This window comes from Micromonospora sp. NPDC023869 (assembly GCF_055559695.1).
In genome coordinates this window covers 50,909-73,534 of the sequence record NZ_JBVHKD010000003.1, presented here as the reverse complement: position 1 = coordinate 73,534, position 22,626 = coordinate 50,909, and the positions used below count along the sequence as shown (strand labels likewise).

Genomic DNA, 22,626 nt, shown 5'->3' with positions numbered 1-22,626 from the left:
GACGGGCCCGACCGTCGGGCGCGGGCACCGGTCGGCGACGGGCATCGGCAGGATCTGTCATGCAAATGTCATCCAACCGTGCGGTCCACTCCAAGGTCGTTGCGCAGTGTGGTGGTCGATCGGGACGGCGCCTCGCGTCGCCGGCGTCGACGACGAAGGAGACCGCTGTGGTGATGCCGTGGCCCTGGCCGATGCCGGACGACCACTCCTTCCGCGCGCTCTGGGACGAACCGCAGCACCATGACGAGGACGTCCGCCTGGCCGCCCTGGTCGCCCAGCGACTCAGCGCCGACTGGACCACCCGACGGCAGCAGATCACCGTGATGGTGCAGAACAGCGTGGTGATCCTCACCGGGCTGGTCGGCAGCGCGGAGACCCGCCGCGCCGCCGGTGAGCTGGCCTGGGACGTCGAAGGTGTGGTGGACGTCTGTAACGCCCTGCGGCTGGCCAACACTCGGCGCAGCCGCCGCTGAACTCCGGCTCGCCCGTACCGCCAGGCACCGGCTGGTGCGGGCGGGCCGGATCTGTTCACACCGTGTCGCCTATCCCCCGGCCAGGTCCCGCGGCCGGTCCGATCCCGGGCCCCTCCCCCAGGGCCCGGGGTCGGGCGACACGACCGTCCCGGCCTCGGGCGGCCGGCGGAGTCGACCGTCGGTCAGCGGGTGGAGTCGGAGGTAACGTCGTCGAGGCGGGCCAGCGCGTCGGCGCGGGTCTCGACGAGCGGGAAGACCTCGTCCAGACGGGTGACCCGCAGCACCTGACGGATCAGCGGCGATATCGCCGCGACACAGAGCGTCGCGCCACGCTCGGCGACTCGGTGGTGGGCCCGGACGAGCAGCCCCAGCGCGGTCGAGTCGATCAGGTCGGTGCGGCCGAGGTCGACCACCACGTGACCGCCCATGTCGGTCGCATGCCGCAAGGCCAACTCCAGGGCGTCGCCGGTGTCGAGGTCGACGTCACCGGCGATGGTCACCACGGTCACGCCGTCGAGGTGCTCGATGCCGGTGACGCCTCCGGGTACGCCGTCGGAGGCCGGGCCGAGTCGGGTGCAGTGGGCGCATCGGTGCGGACCGTCGGCGAGCGGGGAGCCGCTCCAGCCGTGCTCGGAGAGCAGCGTCCACACCACCTCGCCGCCCGAGGGCGCACCCGACCCGGTGACGATGTCACCGCAGTTGTCGCAGGTCAGAGTGACCAGTTGGTCGTCCAGTGCAACGGCCATAGCGCGCTCCTTTCCACGTAGAGGGGTCGTCCCCACCCTGCCGACGGCAGGTGGCGGGTACCGCGCGGACGCATGACGGTTGCGTGACGAATGGATTTCCGGCCGACGGCGGGTCGGATGGCTGACGCGAGCTGTCCGACCCCCTGCCCGATTTGCAATGATTGATACAGAGAGATCAACCGATGCCGGGATCTTCCGGGAGGTCGCAGATGCGCAACGGACTACCCACCGACGAACCGGTCGGCACGCTGGACGTGGTGCACCGGTTCCGAGGCCCGATGCCGACCGGGGTCACCGTCTCGCACCGGGGACGGATCTTCGTCAACTTCCCCCGCTGGGGCGACGAGGTGCCCGCGACCGTGGTCGAGCTGCGGCGCGGACGCGAGGTCGCCTACCCCGACCGGGCGTGGAACACCCCGTCCGGCAACGACGACTCCTCGGCCTTCGTGTCGGTGCAGAGCGTCGTGGTCGACCCCGCCGACCGGCTCTGGGTGCTCGACACCGGCAGCCCGATGTTCCAACCGACCGAGCCGGGCGGGCCGAAGCTGGTCCGCATCGACCTGCGTACCGACCGGGTCGTCCAGGTGATCACGTTCCCGCCCGACGTGGCACTGCCCACCTCGTACCTCAACGACGTCCGCTTCGACCTGCGGCGCGGCGAGGCGGGCCTGGCGTACCTCACCGACTCGGCCGACGGGGCGCCGAACGCGCTGATCGTGGTGGACCTGGCCAACGGCGAGTCGTGGCGTCGGCTCAACGACCACCCGTCGACCAAGGCCGCGCCACTGGCCGACTTCCGCCCGGTGGTCGAGGGCCGCCCGTTCCTGGTCCGGCCGCCGGACGGCCCGCCGCAACCGGTGGGCGTCGGCGCGGACGGCGTCGCCATCTCCGCCGACGGTTCCCGGCTGTACTACTGCGCCCTCGCGACCCGCCGCTGGTACAGCGTCGCCACCGACGCGCTGGCCGACCGCGCCCTGAACGACGCGGCGGTGGCGGCGACCGTGGTGGACGAGGGTGACAAGGGCGGCGGCGCCGACGGGCTGGAGTCCGACGACGCCGGACGCCTCTACCTCACCAACTACGAGCACAACGCGGTGCTGCGCCGACGGCCCGACGGCGAGTACGAGACCGTGGTGCACGACGCGCGGCTGCTCTGGCCGGACACGCTGAGCGTGGCCGTCGACCGGCACCTGTACGTGATCGCCAACCAGGTGCACCGACAGCCGCCGTTCAACCGGGGACGGGACCTGCGACGCAAGCCGTATGCGCTGTTCCGGACCCGGATCGACGCCGGTCCGGTGCTGTTGCGGCCCTGACCCCGTTCGGGTGGTCGGCGGCACCGCCGCACCTGGCGTGCCGTCGGCCGCACGTAGCGTCGAGGAGCAACGCCCACGAGCGGAGGAGCGGGTCGTGACCGAGCCGGAGGAAGAACGCGAGAAGACCGCGAAGACCGACCAGGTGCTCTTCTCCCCCGACGGCGACCCGCACCACGACCCGGCGCAGGCACCGCAGCCCGACCAGCACCTGCCGTCGCTGTTCTCCCACGACGGCGAGACCGACGTGGTCGACGACGAGCAGTGAGCACGGGCACCCCTGCCCGGCGGCGCTGACGGCGACCCTCACCCGGGACGGGTCGGCAGCGCGGCGGCTTGCCACCCACCACCTTGCCAACTGATAATCGTCGATGTCACTGAGCCGGACGACCACGGGCACCGGGCAGCCCACGATCGGAACACCACCCTGTCCGCACCCCGTCCGGAGGACACGTCCCGATGAGAACGGCGATCAGACTGTGCTGCGCCGCCCTGGCGGCCATCGCGTTGACGGCGCTGGCCGCGCTGTCGATCCCGACACCTGCTTCGGCAGCGACGCTGACCGAGGTCACCAACTTCGGCACCAACCCGAGCAACCTGCGCATGTACCTCTACGTGCCCGACCGGGTCGCACCCCGGCCGGGGCTGCTGGTCGCGGTGCACTACTGCACCGGCAGCGGGCCGGCGCTGCACTCCGGCACCCAGTTCGCGTCGCTGGCCGACCGGTACGGCTTCATCGTGGTCTACCCGTCGGTGACCCGCAGCAGCCAGTGCTTCGACGTCTCCTCGCCGCAGGCCCTGCGTCGGGGCGGCGGCAGCGATCCGGTGGGCATCATGTCGATGGTGGACCACGTCCGGCAGCGCTACCCGGTCGACGCGTCGCGGATCTTCGTCACCGGTGTCTCGTCCGGCGCGATGATGACCAATGTGCTGCTCGGGGTCTATCCGGACGTGTTCGCCGCCGGGGCGGCCTTCGCGGGCGTACCGTTCGGCTGCTTCGCCACCACCAACGGCTCGGAGTGGAACAGCGAGTGCGCCAACGGGCAGGTGACGCGTACTCCGCAGCAGTGGGGTGACCTGGTCCGCGCCGCGTACCCGGGCTACACCGGAGCACGACCGCGCATGCAGATCTGGCACGGCACCAACGACGACATCCTGCGGTATCCGAACTTCGGTGAGCAGATCAAGCAGTGGACGAACGTGCACGGGTTGAGCCAGACCCCGACGATGACCGACAGCCCGCAGGCCGGACACACCCGGACCCGGTACGGGGGTACCGGCGGCACCGCGCCGGTCGAGGCGATCAGCATGCAGGGGGTGTCGCACAACCTGCCGGTCGACGCCGCCGGGGCGGTGCGGTTCTTCGGCCTGGACAACGCGCCGCCGCCGACCACCACCCCGACGCCGACGATCACCCCCACCACCCCACCGCCGACCCCGACCGTGCCGCCGACCCCGACCCTGCCGCCGGGCACCGGCTGCCGGGTGGGGTACACGGTCAACGCCTGGAACACCGGGCTGACCGCCTCGGTGACGATCACCAACACCGGCCCGACCGCGGTCAACGGCTGGAGTCTGGCCTTCACGCTGCCCGGCGGGCAGAGCATCACCGGCGGCTGGAACGCCACCTACGCCCCGACCTCAGGCGCGGTGACCGCCCGTAACGCCGCCTACAACGGGACCATCGCGCCCAACGCCTCGGTGACCATCGGCTTCCAGGCCACCCACAGCGGCAACACCGCCGCACCGTCGGCCTTCACCCTCAACGCCACGCCCTGCGCGATCGCCTGACCCCGGGCCGGCGTACCCCTCGCCACCCGGCGGCGACGCCCGCGCGGTCCACGACCGCGCGGGCGTCGCCACGTTGTGACTAATCGCTTTATGTCGATATATTGGTGGCAGGGAAAGCGTTTGCCCGTCCCACCGCTCCGCCGGCAGGCGCGCCACCACCGATCCACACACCGGAGGAACCGCATGCTGCTCAGGACAACGAAGGGACGACCACGCCTCGGCCTGGTGGTCGTCGCCGCGCTGGTGCTCCTCGGCACCGCTGAGACGGTCACCGCGCCGGCCGCACGGGCCGCCACCGTCGACCCCAACGCCACGTACGTGTTCGTCAACCGGCACAGCGGCAAGGCGATGGACGTGTGGAACTGGTCCACCGCCGACAACGCCCCGGTCAACCAGTTCACCCGCAACGACGCCGCGGTGCAGCAGTGGCGCTTCGTCGACGTGGGCAACGGCTACTACCAGATCCGCTCGGTGCACAGCGGCAAGGTCCTCGAACTGCCCAACGCCAACGACGGCGTGCAGCTTGTACAGAATGCGCCGGTCAGCGGCAACAACCGGCAACACTTCCGGTTGGCCGACTCCGACAGCGGTTTCGTCCGCTTCGTCAACCGGCACTCCAACAAGGCGCTCGATGTGTGGGAGTGGTCCACCGCGGACGGCGGCATAATCTCGCAGTACCAGGACGTCGGCGGCGCCAACCAGCAGTGGCAGTTGGCCGTCCTGGGCGGCTCCAGCGGCTGCGGCAGCGGCGCGTTCCAGGCCGAGGCGGTGCTGAGCGGCGGCACCTGGACCGCCCGTAACGGCGGCAGCACGGTCTACACCGGCACCGACATGCGCGCCGCCGTGCAGGCGGCGGTGAACAGCCTCAGCGCCGGCCGGACCAGCAAGCAGCGGGTCGTGGTCCGTGGCTCCGGCACGATCAGCGCAGGCTCCCGCATCTCGCTGCCCAGCTACACCACGATCGACGTGTGCGGCACCATCAACGTCACCGGTTCCGGCACCGGCGACCAGGCCCCGATCTACTCACGCGGCACCACCCAGGTCGAGGTGCAGAACCTCAGCGTCACCGGCGCCCCGCTGTACGGCATCTTCATGCGCAACGTGACCAACGTGATCCTCGGGCAGATCGACATGCGGCTCTCCGGCGGTCTGGGCGTCCGCATCGACAACCGGGGCGACACCAGCCAGTGGTCGCGCAACATCCGCATCGACAACGTGTACGTCTCCGGCGCCCGGGCGCACGCGGTCGAGACGTACGGGGTGGACGGGCTGACCATCGGCACGGTGACCGCCCGCAACGTCGGCGAGTCGGGCCTGCTCCTCAACGAGACCATCAACGCCACGGTGACCACCGTGGACGCGGAGAACGCCGGCACGGGTACCGGTTACGCCGCCTTCCGGGTCGCCAACCGCGCCGGCCGGATCGGCTCGTCGTACCCGATCAACATCCGGGTCGGCACGGTCCGCGCGCGCGGCGGCGGTCGGGGCGTCTTCTGTGTCTCGGAGTCCGGCGGTACGGCGATCAACCGGGTGGACATCGCCAACACCGGCAACAACGCCGTCCTGATCGAGAACTGCACCGGCGTGGACATCGCGGCGGGCGGCGGCACGATCAGCGGTGGTGGGGAGGTCCGCCTGGCGGCCCGTGCCGAGTTCCCCGGCAACCGGGACATCACCCTGCGGAACTTCACGTTGGCCAACAACCGGATCGTGGAGAACCCCTGCGCCACCAACCTGACCATCAGCAACGTCACGCTCTCCAACGCGAGCATCAGCCGCTGCTGACCCCCGCGCCCGGCGCGCCGGGCGCGGTGTGCGCGGTGTGCAGTGTTAAGAAGGGTCCCCTGCTATGCACGAGGCGTTAGCAGGGGACCCTTCCTTTCATCTCAGCTGGCGGTGCAGGTGGGGGTGGCGGTCGGGCCGCTCCCGTTGCCCTGGAAGCCGAACTCGGTGGTGGTACCCGCGTTGACGGTTCCGTTGTAGCTGACGTTGCGGAAGGTCACGTTGCCGCTGGTGCCGCTGCCCTGGGCGTTCCAGGTGTTGGTCACCGTGCTGCCGCTCGGCAGCGCCACCGTCACCGCCCAGCCGTTGAGTCTGGTGGAGCCGGCGGTGACGCGGACGGTGGCGACGAATCCGCCGGTCCAGGAGTTCAGCGACACGGTCGCGGTGCAGCCGGATCCGCCGGGCGGCGGGGTGGTCGGCGGCGGGGTCGTGGGCGGCGGGGTGGTCGGCGGCGGAGTGGTGGGCGGCGGAGTGGTGCCGCCCGCGTTCAGGGCCTCCAGCGTCGAGTTGTACGCGGCCTTCTTGTTGCCGCTGCCGTCGAAGAGCAGCGGGGTGCCGCCGGAACGCCACGAGTCGGTGTCCCGGATGCCCCACACCGTGATGCCGGTGCAGCGGGCGACGGCGAGGCAGTCGGTGACCACGCCGCGGTACGCGTTCGCCTGCGAGGTGCCGGAACCCTCGATGTCCAGCTCGGTGATCTGCACGTCCACCCCGAGGGCGGCGAAGCTGGACAGCGTGGTGCGGTAGTTGCCCGGGTACGGCGAGTTGGCGTTGAAGTGCGACTGCAGGCCGACGCAGTCGATCGGCACACCGCGCTGCTTGAAGTCCTGGACCATCCGGTAGACGGCCTGGGTCTTGGCGTGGGTCCAGTCGTCGGTGTTGTAGTCGTTGTAGCAGAGCTTGGCACCGGGGTCGGCGGCCCGGGCGGCACGGAACGCCGCCTCGATCCAGTCGTTGCCGGTGCGCTGCAGGTTGGAGTCGCGGCGGGCGCCGCTGCTGCCGTCGGCGAACGCCTCGTTCACCACGTCCCAGGAGTGGATCTTGCCCCGGTAGTAGGTGGCGACCTGGGTGACGTGGTTCAGCATCGCGTTGCGCAGCTGGGTGCCGGACATGTTCTGCATCCAGCCGGGCTGCTGCGAGTGCCAGGCCAGGGTGTGTCCCCGGACGGACATGCCGCGCGAGATGGCGTGGTTGACGATCCGGTCCGCGTTGGCGAAGTTGAACTGCCCCTGCTGCGGCTCCGTCGCGTCGATCTTCATCTCGTTCTCGGCCGTGACCGAGTTGAACTCGCGGTTGAGGATGCCGACGTAGGTGGAGTCGGAGAGCTTGTTCGCCGCCACGGCCGCGCCGAAGTAGCGGCCCTTCTCGGCGGCCGAGGCGCCCAGGGTGGTCGCGGCGCTCGCGCTGGAGGCCACCACCACGCTGGTGGAGATGAGGGCGAGACCGACGGCGGCCGAGACCAACGCGATACGTGGCCGCAGTCGGGAAGCCGGACGCCCGCTGCCGCGGGCGAAGGCGTTGTTCATGGCATGAGCCTTTCGACGAAGCCGTGCTTGATGGAAGCCGGCCCCGACCACTGCCCAAACATGGTGGCTCCCGCCGTCTGCGCGGTTGCCCGTGAGCCGCGCCGGTCGGTGCCTGCAGCCCGCCACCATGAGTAGATCGAGGCTGTTGTATCGAAAACAGTATCGAAACACGTCTGAAAGCTCAACGCGCACCGACACACTTTCGGCCCGCCCGAGCCGGACACGCGTGCACCCGGCAGCGGGATAACCCTGTGGCCAGGGCGTCAGCCGATCCCGACCGACACCTCCGGAAGTTTCGGTGACCCGGGTCGGTCCACCGGCTCGGAGAACAGCTCGGACAGCCACCGGAGCTGGCGACGGACGTGGGTCGCGTCGCCGTGCTCGTGGCCGTTGAACGGGTACACGTGCATACTCCGCTGCGGGGTGGAGCCGTCGATGCCGGCACCGTACTGGTTGTAGGCGGCGAAGACGGTGCTCGGCGGGCAGACGGTGTCCCGCAGCCCGGTCCCGAAGTGCGCGGGCGCCTGGGCCCGCCGGGCGAAGCTGACCCCGTCGACATAGGACAGGGTGCGCCGGACCGCCGCCTCCGCCTCCCGGTGCACGGCCAGGTAGGTGACGATGTCGCCGTACGGGGCGGCGTCGGTGATCTCGATGGCCCGCTGCACGTGACAGAGGAACGGCGCGGTCGTGACCAGGGCGGCCAGGTCGGGCACAAGTCCGGCGACGGCCAGCGCCAGTCCACCGCCCTGGCTGTTGCCGGCGGCGACCACTCGCGCCGGGTCGGTGCCGGGCAGGGCACGGGCGGCGTGTACGGCCCGGACCGCGTCGGTGACGAGCCGTCGGTAGTAGTAGCCCTCCGGCGCCAGGATTCCCCGGGTCACCGGCGTCGGCCCGCCGGGCGTCGCGCCGTGCGGGTCGGGCGTGTCACCCAGGCCGTACTGGCCGGACTGTCCCCGGGCGTCCATCAGCAGGTGCGCGTACCCGGCCACCGGCCAGGTCAGGCGCTCGTGCGGCAGGCCCCGGCCGCGCCCGTAGCCGACGTACTCCACCACCACCGGCAGTGCTCCGTCCACCCCGGAGGGGCGGGTGTACCAGGCCCGGACCGGCTCGTCGGCGAAGCCGGCGAACGTGACGTCCCAGGTGTCGACCAGACGCAGGTCGGTCGGCTCGGGCCGGACGTCGATCAGCACCGGTGTCGCCGCCGTCGCGTGCAGGGTCCCCTGCCAGAAGGCGTCGAAGTCGGCGGGCTCCGGCACGGTCGGCCCGTACCGCCGCAGCTCGTCGAGAGGCAGGTCGAACAGGGGCATGGCTCCTCGCAGCGTTTGCTCAGGTGGACGGCGGGGCGGTGCTCTCGCGGATCATCAGCTCGGCGACCAGGTCGATGCGGCTGGTCGGCAGCGCGACCCCGCGCGCCAGGTCGAGCAGCATCTGGGTCGCCGTACCGGCCATGTCCCGCAGCGGTTGGTTGACGGTGGTCAGCGCGGGACCGATCCAGGCCGAGACGGGCAGGTTGTCGTAGCCGACCACCGACACGTCGCCGGGCACGTCCAGACCGAGCTGCCGGGCGGCCCGCAGCACCCCCATCGCCTGGAGGTCGGACCCGGCGAAGACGGCGGTCGGGCGGTCCGGGCGACTGAGCAACTGCATGCCGTGGGTGTAGCCGGCGTCGAGGTGGAAGTTGCCGAAGCGGACCAGGTCGGGCGCGACGGGCACGCCCATCTCCTCGTGCGCGCAGCGGAATCCCGCAGTCCGGGCCCGCGCGCAGAGCACGTCCTGCGGGCCAGAGATGATCGCGATCCGCCGGTGACCGAGCTCCAGCAGGTGACGGGTGGCCAGCAGGCCGCCGTTCCAGTTGTTCGAGCCGACCGCCGGCACCGAGGCGGCGCTGGCGCTGTCGTTGTCGATGACCACCACCGGGATCGACTGCCGGTCGAAGCGTCGGCGCTGCTGGTCGGTCAGGTTGCACATGACCAGCAGGACGCCGAGCGGACGCCGGGCGAGCACCGCGTCCACCCACGACTGCGGCGGTCGACGTGCCCCGCCGAGTTGGGAGAGCACCAGGTTCACCGGCGGCAGGGCGGCGACGGCCTCCACCCCACGGATGATCTCCAGGGCCCAGTCCGAGCCGAACTCGTGGAACACCAGCTCGATCTGGCCCTCGCCGGACGACCGACGGGCACGGCGACGATACCGGTGCCGCTCCAGACTGGCCTCGACCCGCGCCCTGGTGGCGGCGGCGACATCCGACCGGCCGTTGAGGACCTTGGAGACGGTCGCCGCCGAGACACCCACCTCTCGCGCGATGGTCGCGATGGTCGCGATGGCGGTGGAGCCGAGCACGTCCGGCGATCGGTTCTCCGTCATCCGACCCTCTGCAACGATCCCGAAAATTTCGGGGAACCATAACACGGGATCCCCTCGATGGCGACGACGCCGGTCGATGCGGATGAGGAGTGTCCGAACGGCCGGAAATCGCTTGCCTGCCCTGCGGGCACCGCGTGGGCAGTCGCTTCGCAGACCCTTGACACACTCCATTGACGCCCTTAAGTTCCCGACACGGGTGACGAACTGGTTTCCGAAAATTTCGAGAATCGCCGTCCGCAGCGGCGTCCGTGTGGCCTGCCGGGACGACCTGCCGGTGCCGGCCAGAGGGGTTCGCATGACGAGTCAGCTACCTGTCGACGATCGATTGACGTCACCGGACGGCGATCGGTGGCGCGACCCGACCCGGCGCCCCGACGAGCGGGCCGACGCGCTCATCCCGCTGATGTCGCTGGAGGAGAAGGTCGCCCAGTTGGTCGGCCTCTGGGTCGGTGCCGACGCCTCCGGCGAGGGCGTCGCACCCCACCAGACCGACATGGTCGAGCACACTCCACCGTGGTCGGAGGCGATCCGGTACGGCCTCGGGCAGCTGACCCGGCCGTTCGGCACCGCACCGGTCGATCCGGTCCGCGGCGCCCGGTCGCTGGCCGCCTCGCAGGCGCAGATCGTGGCGGCGAGCCGGTTCGGCATCCCGGCGCAGGTGCACGAGGAGTGCCTGACCGGCTTCGCCGCCTGGCGGGCCACCGTCTACCCGGCACCCCTGAGCTGGGGTGCCGCCTTCGATCCGGAACTGGTCGAGGAGATGGCCGACCGGATCGGACGGTCGATGCGGGCAGCCGGTGTGCACCAGGGACTCGCCCCGGTGCTCGACGTGACCCGCGACTACCGCTGGGGACGCACCGAGGAGACCATCGGCGAGGACCCGTACCTGGTCGGGACCGTCGGCGCGGCGTACGTGCGGGGGTTGGAACGGGCCGGGGTGGTGGCGACCCTCAAGCACTTCGCCGGCTACTCGGCCTCCCGGGGCGGACGGAACCTGGGGCCGGTGCCGATGGGCCGCCGGGAACTGACCGACGTGATCCTGCCGCCGTTCGAGATGGCGTTGCGGCTCGGCGGCGCGCGCTCGGTCATGCACTCCTACGCCGAGATCGACGGGGTGCCGGTGGCCGCCGACGAGGAGCTGCTGACCGGGCTGCTGCGCGACCGGTGGGGCTTCGGCGGGGTCCTGGTCGCCGACTACTTCGCCGTCCGCTTCCTGCAGAGCCTGCACGGGGTGGCCGCCGACGCCGGGGACGCCGCCGGCCTGGCGTTACGCGCCGGCATCGACGTGGAACTGCCCACCGTGGACGCCTACGGCGCCCCGCTGGTGGCGGCGGTCCGCTCCGGTGCCGTCGCGGAGGCGCTGGTCGACCGTGCGCTGCGCCGGGTACTGATTCAGAAGATCGAGTTGGGGCTGCTCGACGAGGGCTGGCAGGAGCTGCCCGACGACGTCGACGAGCTGCGCCTGGACGACGAGGCCGGCCGGTCCGTCGCGTTGCGGCTGGCCCGCCAGTCCGTCGTCCTGCTGCGCAACTCCGACGGCGTGCTGCCGCTCGCCGCCGACAAGCAGGTGGCCCTGATCGGCCCGGTGGCCGACGACCCGATGGCGATGCTCGGCTGCTACTCGTTCCCGCTGCATGTGGGAGTGCACTATCCCGAGCACGGCGTCGGGGTGGAGATCCCGTCGCTGCGTACGGCCCTGCAGCAGCGCCACCCCCGCCTGACGTACCTGCCGGGGACCGCCGTCACCGGCGACGACACCTCCGGCATCGCGGCGGCGGTCCAGGCCGCCACCGAGGCCGACGTCTGCGTCCTGGCGGTCGGCGACCGGGCTGGCATGTTCGGCCGGGGCACCTCCGGCGAGGGCTGCGACGCCGTCGACCTCGACCTGCCCGGTGCGCAGGCCGAGCTGGTCCGGGCGGTGCTGGCCACCGGTACGCCGGTGGTGCTGGTGGTGCTCTCCGGTCGGCCGTACGCGCTCGGCGCGCAGGTGGACGACGCCGCCGCGGTCGTGCAGGCGTTCTTCCCCGGGCAACTCGGCGGTCAGGCGCTGGCCGAGGTGCTCACCGGCGAGGTCAACCCGTCCGGGCGGCTGCCGGTCAGCGTGCCCCGGCACGGCGGCGGCCTGCCCGGCACGTACCTCTCCCCGCCGCTCGGCCACCGCACGCAGGTGTCGTCGGTGGACCCGACGCCCGCGTTCCCGTTCGGGCACGGCCTGAGCTACACCACCTTCGAGTGGGACGAGGCCACGGTGGCCGGCGCCGACGACACCGGGCCCACGCCGTGGCCGGTCGACGGCACCGCCACGGTCGGCGTCACGGTCCGCAACACCGGTTCGTGGGCCGGTGCCGAGGTGGTCCAGCTCTATCTGCACGATCCGGTCGCGCAGACCACCAGACCGGTGGTACGCCTGGTCGGCTACGCGCGGGTGTCGCTGCGTCCGGGCGAGGCGGCCCGGGTCACCTTCGAGGTCCCCGCCGACGTCACCTCCTTCACCGGGCTGCGCGGTCGACGCGTGGTGGAGCCCGGTGACGTCGAGCTGCGGCTGGCCCGGTCCAGTGGCGATCCGGTGGCGCACCTGGCGCTGCGACTGGTCGGCGTCGAACGCGAGGTCGGCCCCGAGCGGGAACTGGTCTCCCGGGCCCGGGTCGCCCCCGCCACCCGGGGTCGGCGATGAGTGCCCCGGCTACGGTGACCGCACCGGCCCCCGACCCACCGGCCCACCCGCCCGGCCCCCCGCGCGCGGCCCGGCGTACCTGGCGACGGGCGCTGCGCCGGGACTGGCAGCTCTATTCGCTGGCGATCCTGCCGCTGCTGTTCTTCCTGATCTTCCGGTACCTGCCGATGCTGGGCAACGTGATCGCCTTCCGCCGGTTCCAGCCCGGCGGCAGCATCTTCGGCGAGTACTGGGTCGGCCTGCGGTACGTGAAGATGTTCCTGGCCGACCCGACGTTCTGGAACGTCTTCACCAACACGTTGGTGCTGGGCGGGTTGACGCTGCTGTTCTGCTTCCCGCTGCCGATCGTGCTGGCGCTGCTGCTCAACGAGGTCCGGGCGCGCCGACTCAAGCGGTTCGTGCAGTCCGTGTCGTACCTGCCGCACTTCCTGTCGATCGTGATCGTGGCGGCCATGGTGATGCAGTTGCTCTCCATGGACGGCACGGTGAACTCGCTGGTCACGTCCGCCGGTGGCGAGGCGGTGCCGTTCCTGCAACGCCCCGAGTGGTTCCGGAGCATCTATATCTCCTCCGAGGTCTGGCAGACCGTCGGCTGGGGCACCATCCTCTATCTGGCCGCGCTGACCACCATCGACGAGGACCTGTACGAGGCGTCCCGCATCGACGGCGCGAACCGCTGGCGCCAGACCTGGCACGTCACACTGCCGGGGATCCGACCGACCATGGTGACGCTGCTGATCCTCAACATCGGCACCTTCATGGCGGTCGGGTTCGAGAAGATCCTGCTGCTGTACAACCCGCTGACCTACCCGACCGCCGACGTGATCTCCACGTACCTGTTCCGGATGGGCTTCGGGTCCAGCAACTTCAGCTACGCCGCCGCGATCGGCCTGTTCGAGGCCGTGATCGGGTTGATCCTGGTGCTGTCGGCGAACCTGATCGCCCGTCGCACGGTGGGGACAAGCCTGTGGTGACCGTCGACTCCACCGCCGCCCGGTCGCGTCCCCGTCGCCGACGGGGCATCCGGCAGAGCCGGGGCTACCGAGCGTTCCAGGTGGTCAACGCGATCGTGTTGACCCTGGTCGTGCTGGTGACGCTCTATCCGTTCGTCAACATCGTGGCCCGCTCGCTGAGCAGTGAGGCGTTCATCATCGCGGGCGACGTGAACCTGGTGCCGCGCGGGTTCACCGTCGACACGTACCGCCTGGTGTTGTCCGATTCGCTGTTCTGGACGAACTACCGCAACACCCTGGTCTACACCGTCACCGCCACGGTCATCTCGATCGTGCTCACCACCTGCTACGCGTACGTGCTGTCCAAGAAGGACCTCAAGGGACGCGGCGCGCTGGTCGGCATCGCGGTGTTCACCATGTTCTTCTCCGGGGGCCTGATCCCCAACTACGTGCTGGTCACCAGCCTCGGCCTGAAGAACAGCGTCTGGGCCATCGCGTTGCCCAACGCGATCAACGTGTTCAACCTGCTGGTGATGAAGGCGTTCTTCGAGAGCCTGCCGAACGACCTGGAGGAGGCCGCCGCCGTCGACGGGCTCAACACGTACGGCATCCTGCTGCGGATCGTGCTTCCGCTGTCGAAGGCCATCGTCGCCACCATGGTGCTGTTCTACGCCGTCGCCTTCTGGAACTCCTGGTTCGCCGCCTTCCTGTACATGGACAAGCAGGAGCTGTGGCCGGTGACCGTGTACCTGCGCAACCTGATCGCCGGTGCCACCGGCGCGGAGAACGTCGGTGCGATCGCCGAGGCCAACGAGGTACAGGCCGAGGCGACCCTCAAGTCCGTGACCATCGTGCTCACCACCCTGCCCATCCTCCTGGTCTATCCCTTCGTCCAGCGGTACTTCGTCCGGGGCATCATGCTCGGCGCGGTCAAGGGCTGACCAGCGGTTCCATCCCCGCTCCCACCACACCGAAAGGACCGCCATGTTCCGCAGATCGTGGCGACAGGTGGCGATAGCCGCTGCCGCCCTGCTCACCGCCTCCAGCCTCGTCGCCTGTGGCGACGACCCGTCCGACAACCAGGACCTGTCGGAGAACCGGGCCGGCGCGATGGAGAAGTACGCGGTCGGTACGCAGTTCAAGGCCACCGAGCCGATCTCCTTCTCCGTCCTCTACAACAACCACCCGAACTACCCGCTGAAGAACGACTGGTTGTTCTGGTCCGAGTTGACGTCCCGGACCAACGTCAAGCTGGAACCGGTGGCGGTGCCGCTGAGCGACTACAACCAGAAGCGCAGCCTGCTGATCGGTGCCGGTGACGCACCGCTGCTGATTCCCAAGACGTACCCGCCGGACGTGAACACGTTCGTCTCCTCCGGGGCGATCCTGCCGGTCAGCGACTACCTCGATCTGATGCCGAACCTCAAGGAGAAGATCGAGAAGTGGAACCTCCAGCCTGAGATCGACATGCTCCGCCAGCAGGACGGCAAGTTCTATCTGCTGCCCGGCCTGCACGAGAAGCCGTGGCACGACTACTCGCTGGCGATGCGCACCGACATCCTCGACGAGTTGAACCTGGAGATCCCGAAGACCTGGGACGAGCTCTACACGGTGCTCAAGGCGATGAAGGCCGCGTACCCGGACGTCTACCCGTTCTCCGACCGGTGGAGCCAGCCCAACCCGGCCGGCAACCTGCTCAACCTGCTGGCCGTCACGCACGGACTGGACGGCGCCGGCTGGAACTTCCAGCACATGAGCTGGAACGCGCAGGCGCAGAAGTTCGAGTACACCGGCGCCAGCGAGCACTACCGGCACGTGCTGGAGTACCTCAACAAACTGGTCGCCGAGAAGCTGCTCGACCCGGAGAGCTTCACCCAGACCGACGACGCCGCCCGGCAGAAGCTCGCCAACGGCAAGTCCTTCGTGATCAGCGCGAACGCCCAGGCCGTGGTGAACGACTACCGGCCGGACCTGGCGGCGACCAACCCGAAGGCGAAGATCGCCAAGATCCCGCTGCTGGTCGGACCGGCCGGTGAGATCAACCCGTCCAGCCGGCTGGAGAACGGGATGATGATCTCGTCGAAGGCGCGGGACAGCAAGAACTTCGTGGCCATGATGCAGTTCGTCGACTGGCTCTGGTATTCCGACGCCGGCCAGGAATTCGCCAAGTGGGGCGTGGAGGGCACCACCTTCGTCAAGGACGCCTCCGGCAAGCCCACCCTGGCCCCCGACGTCAACGTCATCGGCCTCAACCCGAGCGCGCCCAAGCACCTGCAGAAGGACTTCGGCTTCTACAACGGCGTGTTCGCCTACGGTGGCAAGCCCGAGCTGGTCCAGGCGTTCTTCTCCCCCGAGGAGCAGGAGTTCCAGCAGGTGATGAACGCCCGCGCGCCGAAGTCACCGCCGCCGCCGTACCCGCTCAACGACGAGGAACGCGAGCAGGTGTCGCTCTGGGAGACGCCGCTGCGTGACCACGTCTACCAGGCCACCCTCCAGTTCGTCCTCGGCCAGCGGGACCTTGGCCAGTGGGACGCCTACCTGGCGGAGCTGAAGGCCAAGAACATGGACGCGTACGTGGAGCTGGCGAACAAGGCGTACGCGCGCTACAAGGAGGCGAACGGCTGATCCCCGGGCCGGTCCGATCGTGTCGGTGCGATCGGACCGGCCACTTCTCCCCCCGCCCCGCGAGCCCCCGAGGACGAGGATGCGCACCACCGTTGTCGACCACACCGCGCCCTGCGGGAACGAGAGTCGCCTGCTCGGCCAGGAGCGGCCGTGAGCGCCGTGGTGCGGGAGTTCGGCGACGGGCCGCTGTCGCGGGGCGCGGCGCTGGTCTACACGCTGCTGGTGGTCGAGGTGCTGCTGCTGGTCTGCGCGGCACCCGGCCTGGTCGCCCTGTTCGCGCTGGAACGTCACCCGAGCAACCTGCCGCTGGTCGCGCTCTGCGCGGTGCCGCTCGGCCCGGCGCTGTCCGCCGCGCTGTACGCACTGCACCACCAACGCCTCGACCTGACCGACCTGCACCCCGGGCGGCTGTTCTGGCGCGGCTACCGGGCCAACCTGGTCGGTGCGCTGCTGGTCTGGGTGGCGACGCTGGTGTGGCTGACCGTCATCGCGGTCAACCTGGCCAACCTGCCGGCGGCCGGGGTCCCCGGCTGGTGGGTGGTACCGCTGGTGACGGTCGGCGTCGGGGTCGCCGTGGTCGGGGTCAACGCGCTGGTCATCACCTCGCTGTTCGCGTTCCGGCTGCGCGACGTGCTGCGGCTGGCCGGCTACTTCGTGCTGCGGACGCCGGTGGTGGCGGTCGGTACCGCGCTGCTGCTGGTCGCGGCGACGACGCTGACGTTTGTCGCGTCGGAGGCCGCGACCGCGGCGCTGGGCTCGCTGCTGGCGCTGGCACTGGTACGCGGTGCCGCACCCATGACCGACGTGGTCCGCGAGGAGTTCGTGCGATGAGGTGTAAGGAAGGGACCCTTCCTAACGTCTCGTGCATAGCAGGGGTCCCCTCCTAACACCTGAACCCGAGCGCTCACAACGGGCGACGGGCGCGGGCGTGGGCGATCGCCAGCAGTCGGTCGATCTCGGGCAGCATCTGCGGGCCGGGCATGACGATGCTGGCGAAGCCCTGCCGGGCGTACGCGGGATGCGGCAGCACGGTGTCCAGCCGGGCGAAGTCGTACTGGTGCCGGTGCTGCGGGAAGTCGGCGGGCGGGAAGCCGAACAGTCGCGCGAACTCGGTCCGGCCCAGGTCGAGGTTGAGCCGGAAGACACCCGGCCGGTCGAGTCCGGAGTCCTCGTCGAAGCCGGGCACGTCGCGTTCCACGATGGTGGCGAACGGCCGGCGGTGATCCGGGCCGACGGAGAAGAACCGGTCGCCCCAGGCACCTTCCGGTGCCCCGTTCTCCTCGCTCGCGACCAGTTGCGTGGTGTCGGGCAGCGCCAGGATCCGGGCGGCGAGCATCGCCGGGTCGGTGCCGGTCGGCACGTGCAGCAGCGCGTCGGCGTGGTCCACGGTCGCCTGCTCCAGCGGGAAGTAGCGGTAGTCGTGGCTGCGCTTCTCGGCGGGTCGCACCGTCGCGGCGGGGACGTACCGGGGCAGGTCGCCGTCGCGTTGGAGGGCCGCCTCGAAGGAGCCGGGCTCGGGCTCCTCGATGCCGAACGCCGGGCTGACGCCGAGGCTGCCGACCACCACCGCGTACCCGTCGCCCAGCAGCGCGCCGACGATCGCACCGGCGCTGTACCAGGTGACCTCGGTGCCGGCCATCGTCATCGTGCCCGGGTCGCGTTGTAGGTGCCGGTTGTGCGCGAAGACCAGGGTGGGGCCCCGGTCCGCCTCGGCCGCGCGGATCGCGAGCAGGTTCTCCGCCATCAGCGCGTCCCGGACCGCCACCAGTCGGGCGAAACGTTCCTCCCGGCCCAGCGGCGCGGCGGCCGCCGCGTGGTAGCGCAGCACCGCGACCGCAGACGTGGCCTGCGCGTACGCCGCCCGCCAGCCGTCGCGCCGCCGAGGCGCGTGCAGGTACAGCTCGGTCAGCAGGTCGTCGGCGAGCACCCGCAGGCGGTGCGCCTCGGGCGTGCCGCCGACCGACCGCCCCGGTTCCCAGATCGCCGCCTGGTCGCTCCACCGGGCCTCGTCGCCGACCAGGGCGTCGATCTCGGCCGTCCGGTCCTGGCCCAGGAACTCGCAGACCCGCAGCAGGAAGGTGCGGGGGCTCGGGGCACCGGTGATCTCCAGCGGGGCGTCGAAGCCGTGGAAACTCAGCCGCTCGGCCGTCGGCCGCCCCGCGTTGTACTCGCGCATCCGCACCAGCAGGTCCCGGTTGGCCGGGGCGTCACCGAACCCGTGGCTGAACCCCTCGGCGAGGGCGCGGTCCAGGGTCACCGTGGCAGAGCCCCGCACGAACTCGTCGGCGACCAGGCCGGCGGCCCGGTCGCTCTCCAGCGCGATGGACCGGTAGCCGCGCTGCGCCAACGCCAGGAACAGCTCGTTGCGGATCTGGAGGAAGGCGGATTCGCCGTGGGTCGGTTCGCCGAGCGCGAGCAGGGTCGGCGGTACGGGAAGCAGGTCCAGGAGATTCGTCACTCCATCGACCGTATCGCTGAACCACCCGTTGAGACTTTCCAGCAAACTGGCACGGTGAACGCGTTGCAACCCTCAAACAGCGGGGTACGGCGACCGGTCGACCTCGCCCGCCCGTACGGCCTGTCGACGCAGGCGGTCCGCAACTACGAGCGGGACGGGGTCCTGCCGCCCGCCGAACGCAGTCCGAGCGGGTACCGCCGATACACCGAGCGGCACGCCCGGGCGCTCGACGCGTACCTGGCGTTGATCCCGGGGCACGGGCACGCGGCGAGCGGCGAGATCATGCGCGCCGTGCACCGGGGCGAGATCGACACGGCGTTGCGGGTGATCGACGAGGGGCACGCCCTGCTGCACCGCGACCGGGAGACCGTGGACGCGGTCGAGACGGCGGTGGCGGTCCTCACCGGGGTCGCGCCCGAACCGCGCCGCCGGGAGGGGCTGCCGATCGGGGCCCTGGCGCACCGGCTCGGCGTACGGCCGGCGACCCTGCGCAAGTGGGAACGGTCCGGCGTGCTGCGGCCGGACCGTGACCCGGCGACCCGCTACCGCGTCTACTCCCCCGACGACGTGCGGGACGCCGAACTCGCCCACCTGCTGCGGCGCGGCGGATACCGGCTCGACCACATCGCCGACGTGCTCCGCCGGGTACGCGCCGCCGGGGGTGCCGCGCCGCTCGCCGCCTCGCTGCGCGGTTGGCGGGAGCGGCTCACCGTACGCGGCCGGCACCTGCTCACCGGCGCGGCGCGACTCGCCGCGTACCTGGACCTTCCGGCGGAGACGACGCTGCCCGGCCGGTGAGGGGTATTCACCGACCGGGCAGTCGTGGTGGTTCCGGGTCAGGAGGTCAGGTCCCCGAGGCCCTTCATCATCTCGGCGAAGTCGGTGGTCTCCGCCGCCGGCGGGGTCTCGATGTTCACCGGCTTGCCGTAGTCGGTGTAGTCGACGGTGAGGTCGCCGAGGTTGCCGGTGACGATCTTGGCCCGACGGGGCTGGTACTGCCCGTCGACCCAGAGGTCGATGGTGATCTCCTTGACGCCCTGCTTGGCCAGCTCCTCCTCGGCGCCCTTGCGCATCTCGGCGTCGACCTGCTGGAGGTACTCCTGGATCGACTGGGTCACGGTGTAGTGGACGGTGTCCACCCCGTTCACGTTCTCCTCGCCCACGACCGTGACGTTCTCGCTGGCGAGCAGCGCCTTGACCTGCTTGGTCGGGTCGGCGTCCTCAAGCTGCTTGGTGAAGTCCATGCCGGCCTGCGCACCGGCCGCACCCACATCGATCTTCAGCCAGCGCTTGCCGCCCATGCTGGCGCGGTCGGCCTCCGGGACCTCGACGTAGACCGCAGTCTCGATCATCCGGATGGTCGTCGGCTTGCCGTCCGAGTCGGTGGTCGTCATCTCGACCTTGATCGGGTCACGCAGATCGATGACACCCTGCGCGGTGATCTTCTCACCGGCGGCCGTGCCCTGCATCGACAGGGTCACCGAGTCGCTGGACTCGGTCTTCTCCACGGTCTTCTGCAGCGACCCCTTGAGGTCCTTGGCGAGCTGCTCCAGCACGTTCGGCTGCGCCGCAGCATCCGAGTCGGACGACGAACCGCCGCCGCCACCGCAGGCGGTCATCGCGAGTGCCGTGAGCGCGGAGACCGCCACGACGGCGACCCTCTTGGACAGTGACAACTGACAGCCCCATTCCCTGGACAACTCTGGGGAACCTCCCCCAGTCAGACCGCCGACACGCTACCGGAGTCGGTCAACCCGCACCGACCCCGCCCACGCTCAGTACAGCGGGCGACCGTACGCGTCCGGCACTCCGGACTTACGGTGGAAATAGGCGTTGACCTGGTCGCACCACTCCTGGGCGCTGCGTTGCTGCTCGGCCAGGCGCTCGTCCACCCGGGCGTGCACGACCGGGTCGACCAGCCCGATCAGCGCTGCCCAGCGGTCACTCATCGCCGTCACCTCCGCCACCCCGGCGAAGTGGGTGTCGTAGATGTGCTGCACGACCGTGCTGCCGCTGCGCAACACATGGTCGTAGCGGACGTGGTGGAAGAAGAGCAGCAGTTCGTCGGGGCACTGCTCCACCGACTCGTACACCTGCGACCAGGGTGGCGGGTACTGGCCGGTGAAGCCGGTGCCGGTGGCCCGGGTCCGGTCCACGCCCACCCCGTCCCGGTCGGCGAAGTGGTAGGTGCCCCAGGCGGTGTACTCGTATCCGTCGACGTCCGGGCCGTAGTGGTTCCCGGGTCGCACCATGAAGCCCACTCCGAGCGGGGCGGTGTACCGCTCGTAGGTGCGCCACGAGTCGTCCATGATCTCGTGCAGCGTCCGGCGCAACAGCTCGGGATCCTCGCCGCCCACCGGGTCGAAGGTCAGGTCGATCCACTCGTCCAGCACGTCCTCCGGACGCAGGCGCGGATCCCAGGCGAGCCGGCCGTACGCGTACAGGTTGGCCTGGGCCAGCGGATGACCGGTCCAGAACGGGTCGTCGCCCACGTTGGAGACGGCGGCCAGCCCACCTCCGTCGGCGGCCACCTCGGCGACCGTCGGCCCGTCGTCGCCCCACGGCCTGAACCGCAGCACCTCGTGCCACCAGGGCGCCAGATAGCAGACGTGCCGCTGCTGGCCGGTGTACTCCTGGGTCACCTGGAACTCCACCGCCAGCCGGGTGCCCGGCATCGCCGAGATCACCGGCGACACCGGCTCCCGGGTCTGGAAGTCCAGTGGACCGTGCTTGACCTGCACCACGACGTTGTCCTGGAAGCGACCGTCGAGCGGGGCGAAGTTGTCGTGGGCGGCGCGGGCGCGGTCGGTGGACCGATCCCGCCAGTCCTGCCGGTGGTTGTAGACGAAGGCCCGCCAGTGCACCACGCCCCCGTACGGCGTCAGCGCCTCGGCCAGCAGGTTCGCCCCGTCGGCGTGGTCGCGGCCGTAGCTGAACGGGCCGGGCTGCCCCTCCGAGTCGGCCTTCACCAGGTATCCGCCGAAGTCGGGTATGCGGGCGTAGACCCGGGCGGTGGTCTCGGCCCACCAGGCACGCACCGTGTCGTCGAGCGGGTCGGCGGTGGGCAGGCCACCGAGCATCACCGGCGCGGCGAAGTTCACCGACAGGTGCACCCGGATGCCGTACGGACGCAGGTCGTCGGCGATCTCGGCGACGTCGTCGAGCCGGTCGGTGAGCAGCCGCGCCTCGGTGGCGTGCACGTTGACGTTGTTCACCGACACCGCGTTGATCCCGCACGCCGCCAGCAACCGCGCGTACGCCCGTACCCGGGCCCGGTCCGGGTGTGCCCGGCCGTCGCGCCAGAGGATCGACCCACCGGCGTACCCGCGCTCGACCTGGCCCATCACCGGGTGCACGTCGACGTTGTCCCAGTGGTCCAGCATCCGTCGCCGCATCACCGGTCGGTACGCCCGCGCCGGATGCGGTGCGCCGAACGCCGACTCGCCGAGCCGGACGACGTGGAACAGTCCGTGGAGCAGTCCGGCCGGCGCGTCGGCTAGTACCACCGTGACCTCGCCGTGGCGGACGACGGCGTACCCCTCGTCGCCGAGCGGCCCGCCCCCGGCGGCGGCCAGGTCGTCCCGCGCGGCATCGAGGACTTGTTGCGTCCCGTCGTCGTTCACGACGGACGGTGAGCCGTCGGACGGCTCGGTCGCGGGTGCGGTCCCGCCCGGACGCCCGGCGGGCTCGGTCAGGGCGAAGACGAGGTGGGCGGGTGGGCCGTCGGCGGAGCGGCGGACCGTGCCGCCGTGCGTGGCGCAGGCGAGTCGGACCTCGTGCAGCACCGTGTCGACGAGCAGGCCGTCGCCGTGGACGAGCGTGTGCCGGGAACCGACGGCGCGAAACACGGCCGACGGCAGCCAGGCGGGATGGACGTCGGTCGGGTCGGTGCCGGTGAGCTCCGGGCGAATCCGTCGCATT

18 protein-coding genes are annotated in these 22,626 nt (G+C 70.7%); 11 read left to right on the top strand and 7 right to left on the bottom strand.

What is annotated here, in order from left to right; all coding sequences use genetic code 11:
- Nucleotides 1–173: 173 nt before the first annotated feature.
- Entirely contained in the window at nucleotides 174–473 is a 300-nt protein-coding gene (locus tag ACZ31C_RS10915; protein WP_350697897.1) for a BON domain-containing protein, read from the top strand.
- 182 nt (nucleotides 474–655) lie between these two features.
- On the opposite strand, the gene ACZ31C_RS10910 is transcribed toward ACZ31C_RS10915, so the two are convergent.
- Nucleotides 656–1,219: an STAS domain-containing protein gene (locus ACZ31C_RS10910; protein WP_465795086.1), complete on the bottom strand. Its 564-nt coding sequence runs from the start codon at nucleotides 1,217–1,219 to the stop codon at nucleotides 656–658.
- A 209-nt stretch (nucleotides 1,220–1,428) separates the two neighbouring features.
- On the opposite strand from ACZ31C_RS10910, the gene ACZ31C_RS10905 reads away from it, so the two are divergent.
- From ACZ31C_RS10905 to ACZ31C_RS10890, 4 genes are all read left to right on the top strand, one after another.
- Nucleotides 1,429–2,535: an L-dopachrome tautomerase-related protein gene (locus ACZ31C_RS10905; protein ID WP_465795085.1), complete on the top strand. Its 1,107-nt coding sequence runs from the start codon at nucleotides 1,429–1,431 to the stop codon at nucleotides 2,533–2,535.
- Nucleotides 2,536–2,629: 94 nt separating this feature from the next.
- The gene (locus tag ACZ31C_RS10900) at nucleotides 2,630–2,800 is read left to right on the top strand and encodes a hypothetical protein (RefSeq protein WP_465795084.1); all 171 of its coding nucleotides are present in this window, start codon (nucleotides 2,630–2,632) and stop codon (nucleotides 2,798–2,800) included.
- Between the two features lie 191 nt (nucleotides 2,801–2,991).
- The gene (locus tag ACZ31C_RS10895; RefSeq protein WP_465795083.1) at nucleotides 2,992–4,323 is read left to right on the top strand and encodes an extracellular catalytic domain type 1 short-chain-length polyhydroxyalkanoate depolymerase; all 1,332 of its coding nucleotides are present in this window, start codon (nucleotides 2,992–2,994) and stop codon (nucleotides 4,321–4,323) included.
- 183 nt (nucleotides 4,324–4,506) lie between these two features.
- Complete coding sequence (locus ACZ31C_RS10890; protein ID WP_465795082.1) at nucleotides 4,507–6,108, top strand: RICIN domain-containing protein; 1,602 nt, start codon at nucleotides 4,507–4,509, stop codon at nucleotides 6,106–6,108.
- Between the two features lie 101 nt (nucleotides 6,109–6,209).
- Here ACZ31C_RS10890 and ACZ31C_RS10885 read toward each other — a convergent pair whose 3' ends face one another.
- From ACZ31C_RS10885 to ACZ31C_RS10875, 3 genes are all read right to left on the bottom strand, one after another.
- Nucleotides 6,210–7,631 (bottom strand): glycoside hydrolase family 10 protein, encoded by a 1,422-nt coding sequence (locus ACZ31C_RS10885; RefSeq protein ID WP_465795081.1) that lies wholly within the window; start codon nucleotides 7,629–7,631, stop codon nucleotides 6,210–6,212.
- 263 nt (nucleotides 7,632–7,894) lie between these two features.
- Nucleotides 7,895–8,938: an acetylxylan esterase gene (locus tag ACZ31C_RS10880; protein WP_465795080.1), complete on the bottom strand. Its 1,044-nt coding sequence runs from the start codon at nucleotides 8,936–8,938 to the stop codon at nucleotides 7,895–7,897.
- A gap of 19 nt (nucleotides 8,939–8,957) precedes the next feature.
- On the bottom strand, nucleotides 8,958–9,995 hold the full coding sequence (locus tag ACZ31C_RS10875) for a LacI family DNA-binding transcriptional regulator (RefSeq protein WP_465795079.1): 1,038 nt from the start codon (nucleotides 9,993–9,995) through the stop codon (nucleotides 8,958–8,960).
- 295 nt (nucleotides 9,996–10,290) lie between these two features.
- Between ACZ31C_RS10875 and ACZ31C_RS10870 the strand changes: the two genes are divergently transcribed.
- The 5 genes from ACZ31C_RS10870 to ACZ31C_RS10850 all read left to right on the top strand — a co-directional run bounded on the left by ACZ31C_RS10870 (nucleotide 10,291) and on the right by ACZ31C_RS10850 (nucleotide 17,078).
- Entirely contained in the window at nucleotides 10,291–12,669 is a 2,379-nt protein-coding gene (locus tag ACZ31C_RS10870; protein ID WP_465795078.1) for a beta-xylosidase/alpha-l-arabinosidase, read from the top strand.
- On the top strand, nucleotides 12,666–13,643 hold the full coding sequence (locus tag ACZ31C_RS10865) for an ABC transporter permease (RefSeq protein ID WP_465795077.1): 978 nt from the start codon (nucleotides 12,666–12,668) through the stop codon (nucleotides 13,641–13,643). The genes ACZ31C_RS10870 and ACZ31C_RS10865 overlap by 4 nt, the downstream gene beginning before the upstream one ends.
- On the top strand, nucleotides 13,640–14,563 hold the full coding sequence (locus ACZ31C_RS10860) for a carbohydrate ABC transporter permease (RefSeq protein WP_396748335.1): 924 nt from the start codon (nucleotides 13,640–13,642) through the stop codon (nucleotides 14,561–14,563). Before ACZ31C_RS10865 ends, ACZ31C_RS10860 begins: the two co-directional genes overlap by 4 nt.
- Nucleotides 14,564–14,606: 43 nt before the next feature.
- Entirely contained in the window at nucleotides 14,607–16,247 is a 1,641-nt protein-coding gene (locus tag ACZ31C_RS10855) for an ABC transporter substrate-binding protein (RefSeq protein WP_465795076.1), read from the top strand.
- A 150-nt stretch (nucleotides 16,248–16,397) separates the two neighbouring features.
- Complete coding sequence (locus ACZ31C_RS10850; protein WP_465795075.1) at nucleotides 16,398–17,078, top strand: YesL family protein; 681 nt, start codon at nucleotides 16,398–16,400, stop codon at nucleotides 17,076–17,078.
- Nucleotides 17,079–17,151: 73 nt separating this feature from the next.
- On the opposite strand, the gene ACZ31C_RS10845 is transcribed toward ACZ31C_RS10850, so the two are convergent.
- Nucleotides 17,152–18,705, bottom strand: coding sequence for a DUF6194 family protein (locus ACZ31C_RS10845; RefSeq protein ID WP_465795074.1), 1,554 nt, complete (start codon nucleotides 18,703–18,705; stop codon nucleotides 17,152–17,154).
- A 63-nt stretch (nucleotides 18,706–18,768) separates the two neighbouring features.
- On the opposite strand from ACZ31C_RS10845, the gene ACZ31C_RS10840 reads away from it, so the two are divergent.
- Nucleotides 18,769–19,503 (top strand): MerR family transcriptional regulator, encoded by a 735-nt coding sequence (locus ACZ31C_RS10840; RefSeq protein ID WP_465795480.1) that lies wholly within the window; start codon nucleotides 18,769–18,771, stop codon nucleotides 19,501–19,503.
- Nucleotides 19,504–19,541: 38 nt separating this feature from the next.
- On the opposite strand, the gene ACZ31C_RS10835 is transcribed toward ACZ31C_RS10840, so the two are convergent.
- Both ACZ31C_RS10835 and ACZ31C_RS10830 read right to left on the bottom strand, forming a co-directional pair.
- Nucleotides 19,542–20,381: an SCO4651 family lipoprotein gene (locus ACZ31C_RS10835; RefSeq protein ID WP_465795073.1), complete on the bottom strand. Its 840-nt coding sequence runs from the start codon at nucleotides 20,379–20,381 to the stop codon at nucleotides 19,542–19,544.
- A 99-nt stretch (nucleotides 20,382–20,480) separates the two neighbouring features.
- Nucleotides 20,481–22,625: an alpha-glucuronidase gene (locus ACZ31C_RS10830; protein ID WP_465795072.1), complete on the bottom strand. Its 2,145-nt coding sequence runs from the start codon at nucleotides 22,623–22,625 to the stop codon at nucleotides 20,481–20,483.
- Nucleotide 22,626 lies beyond the last annotated feature (1 nt).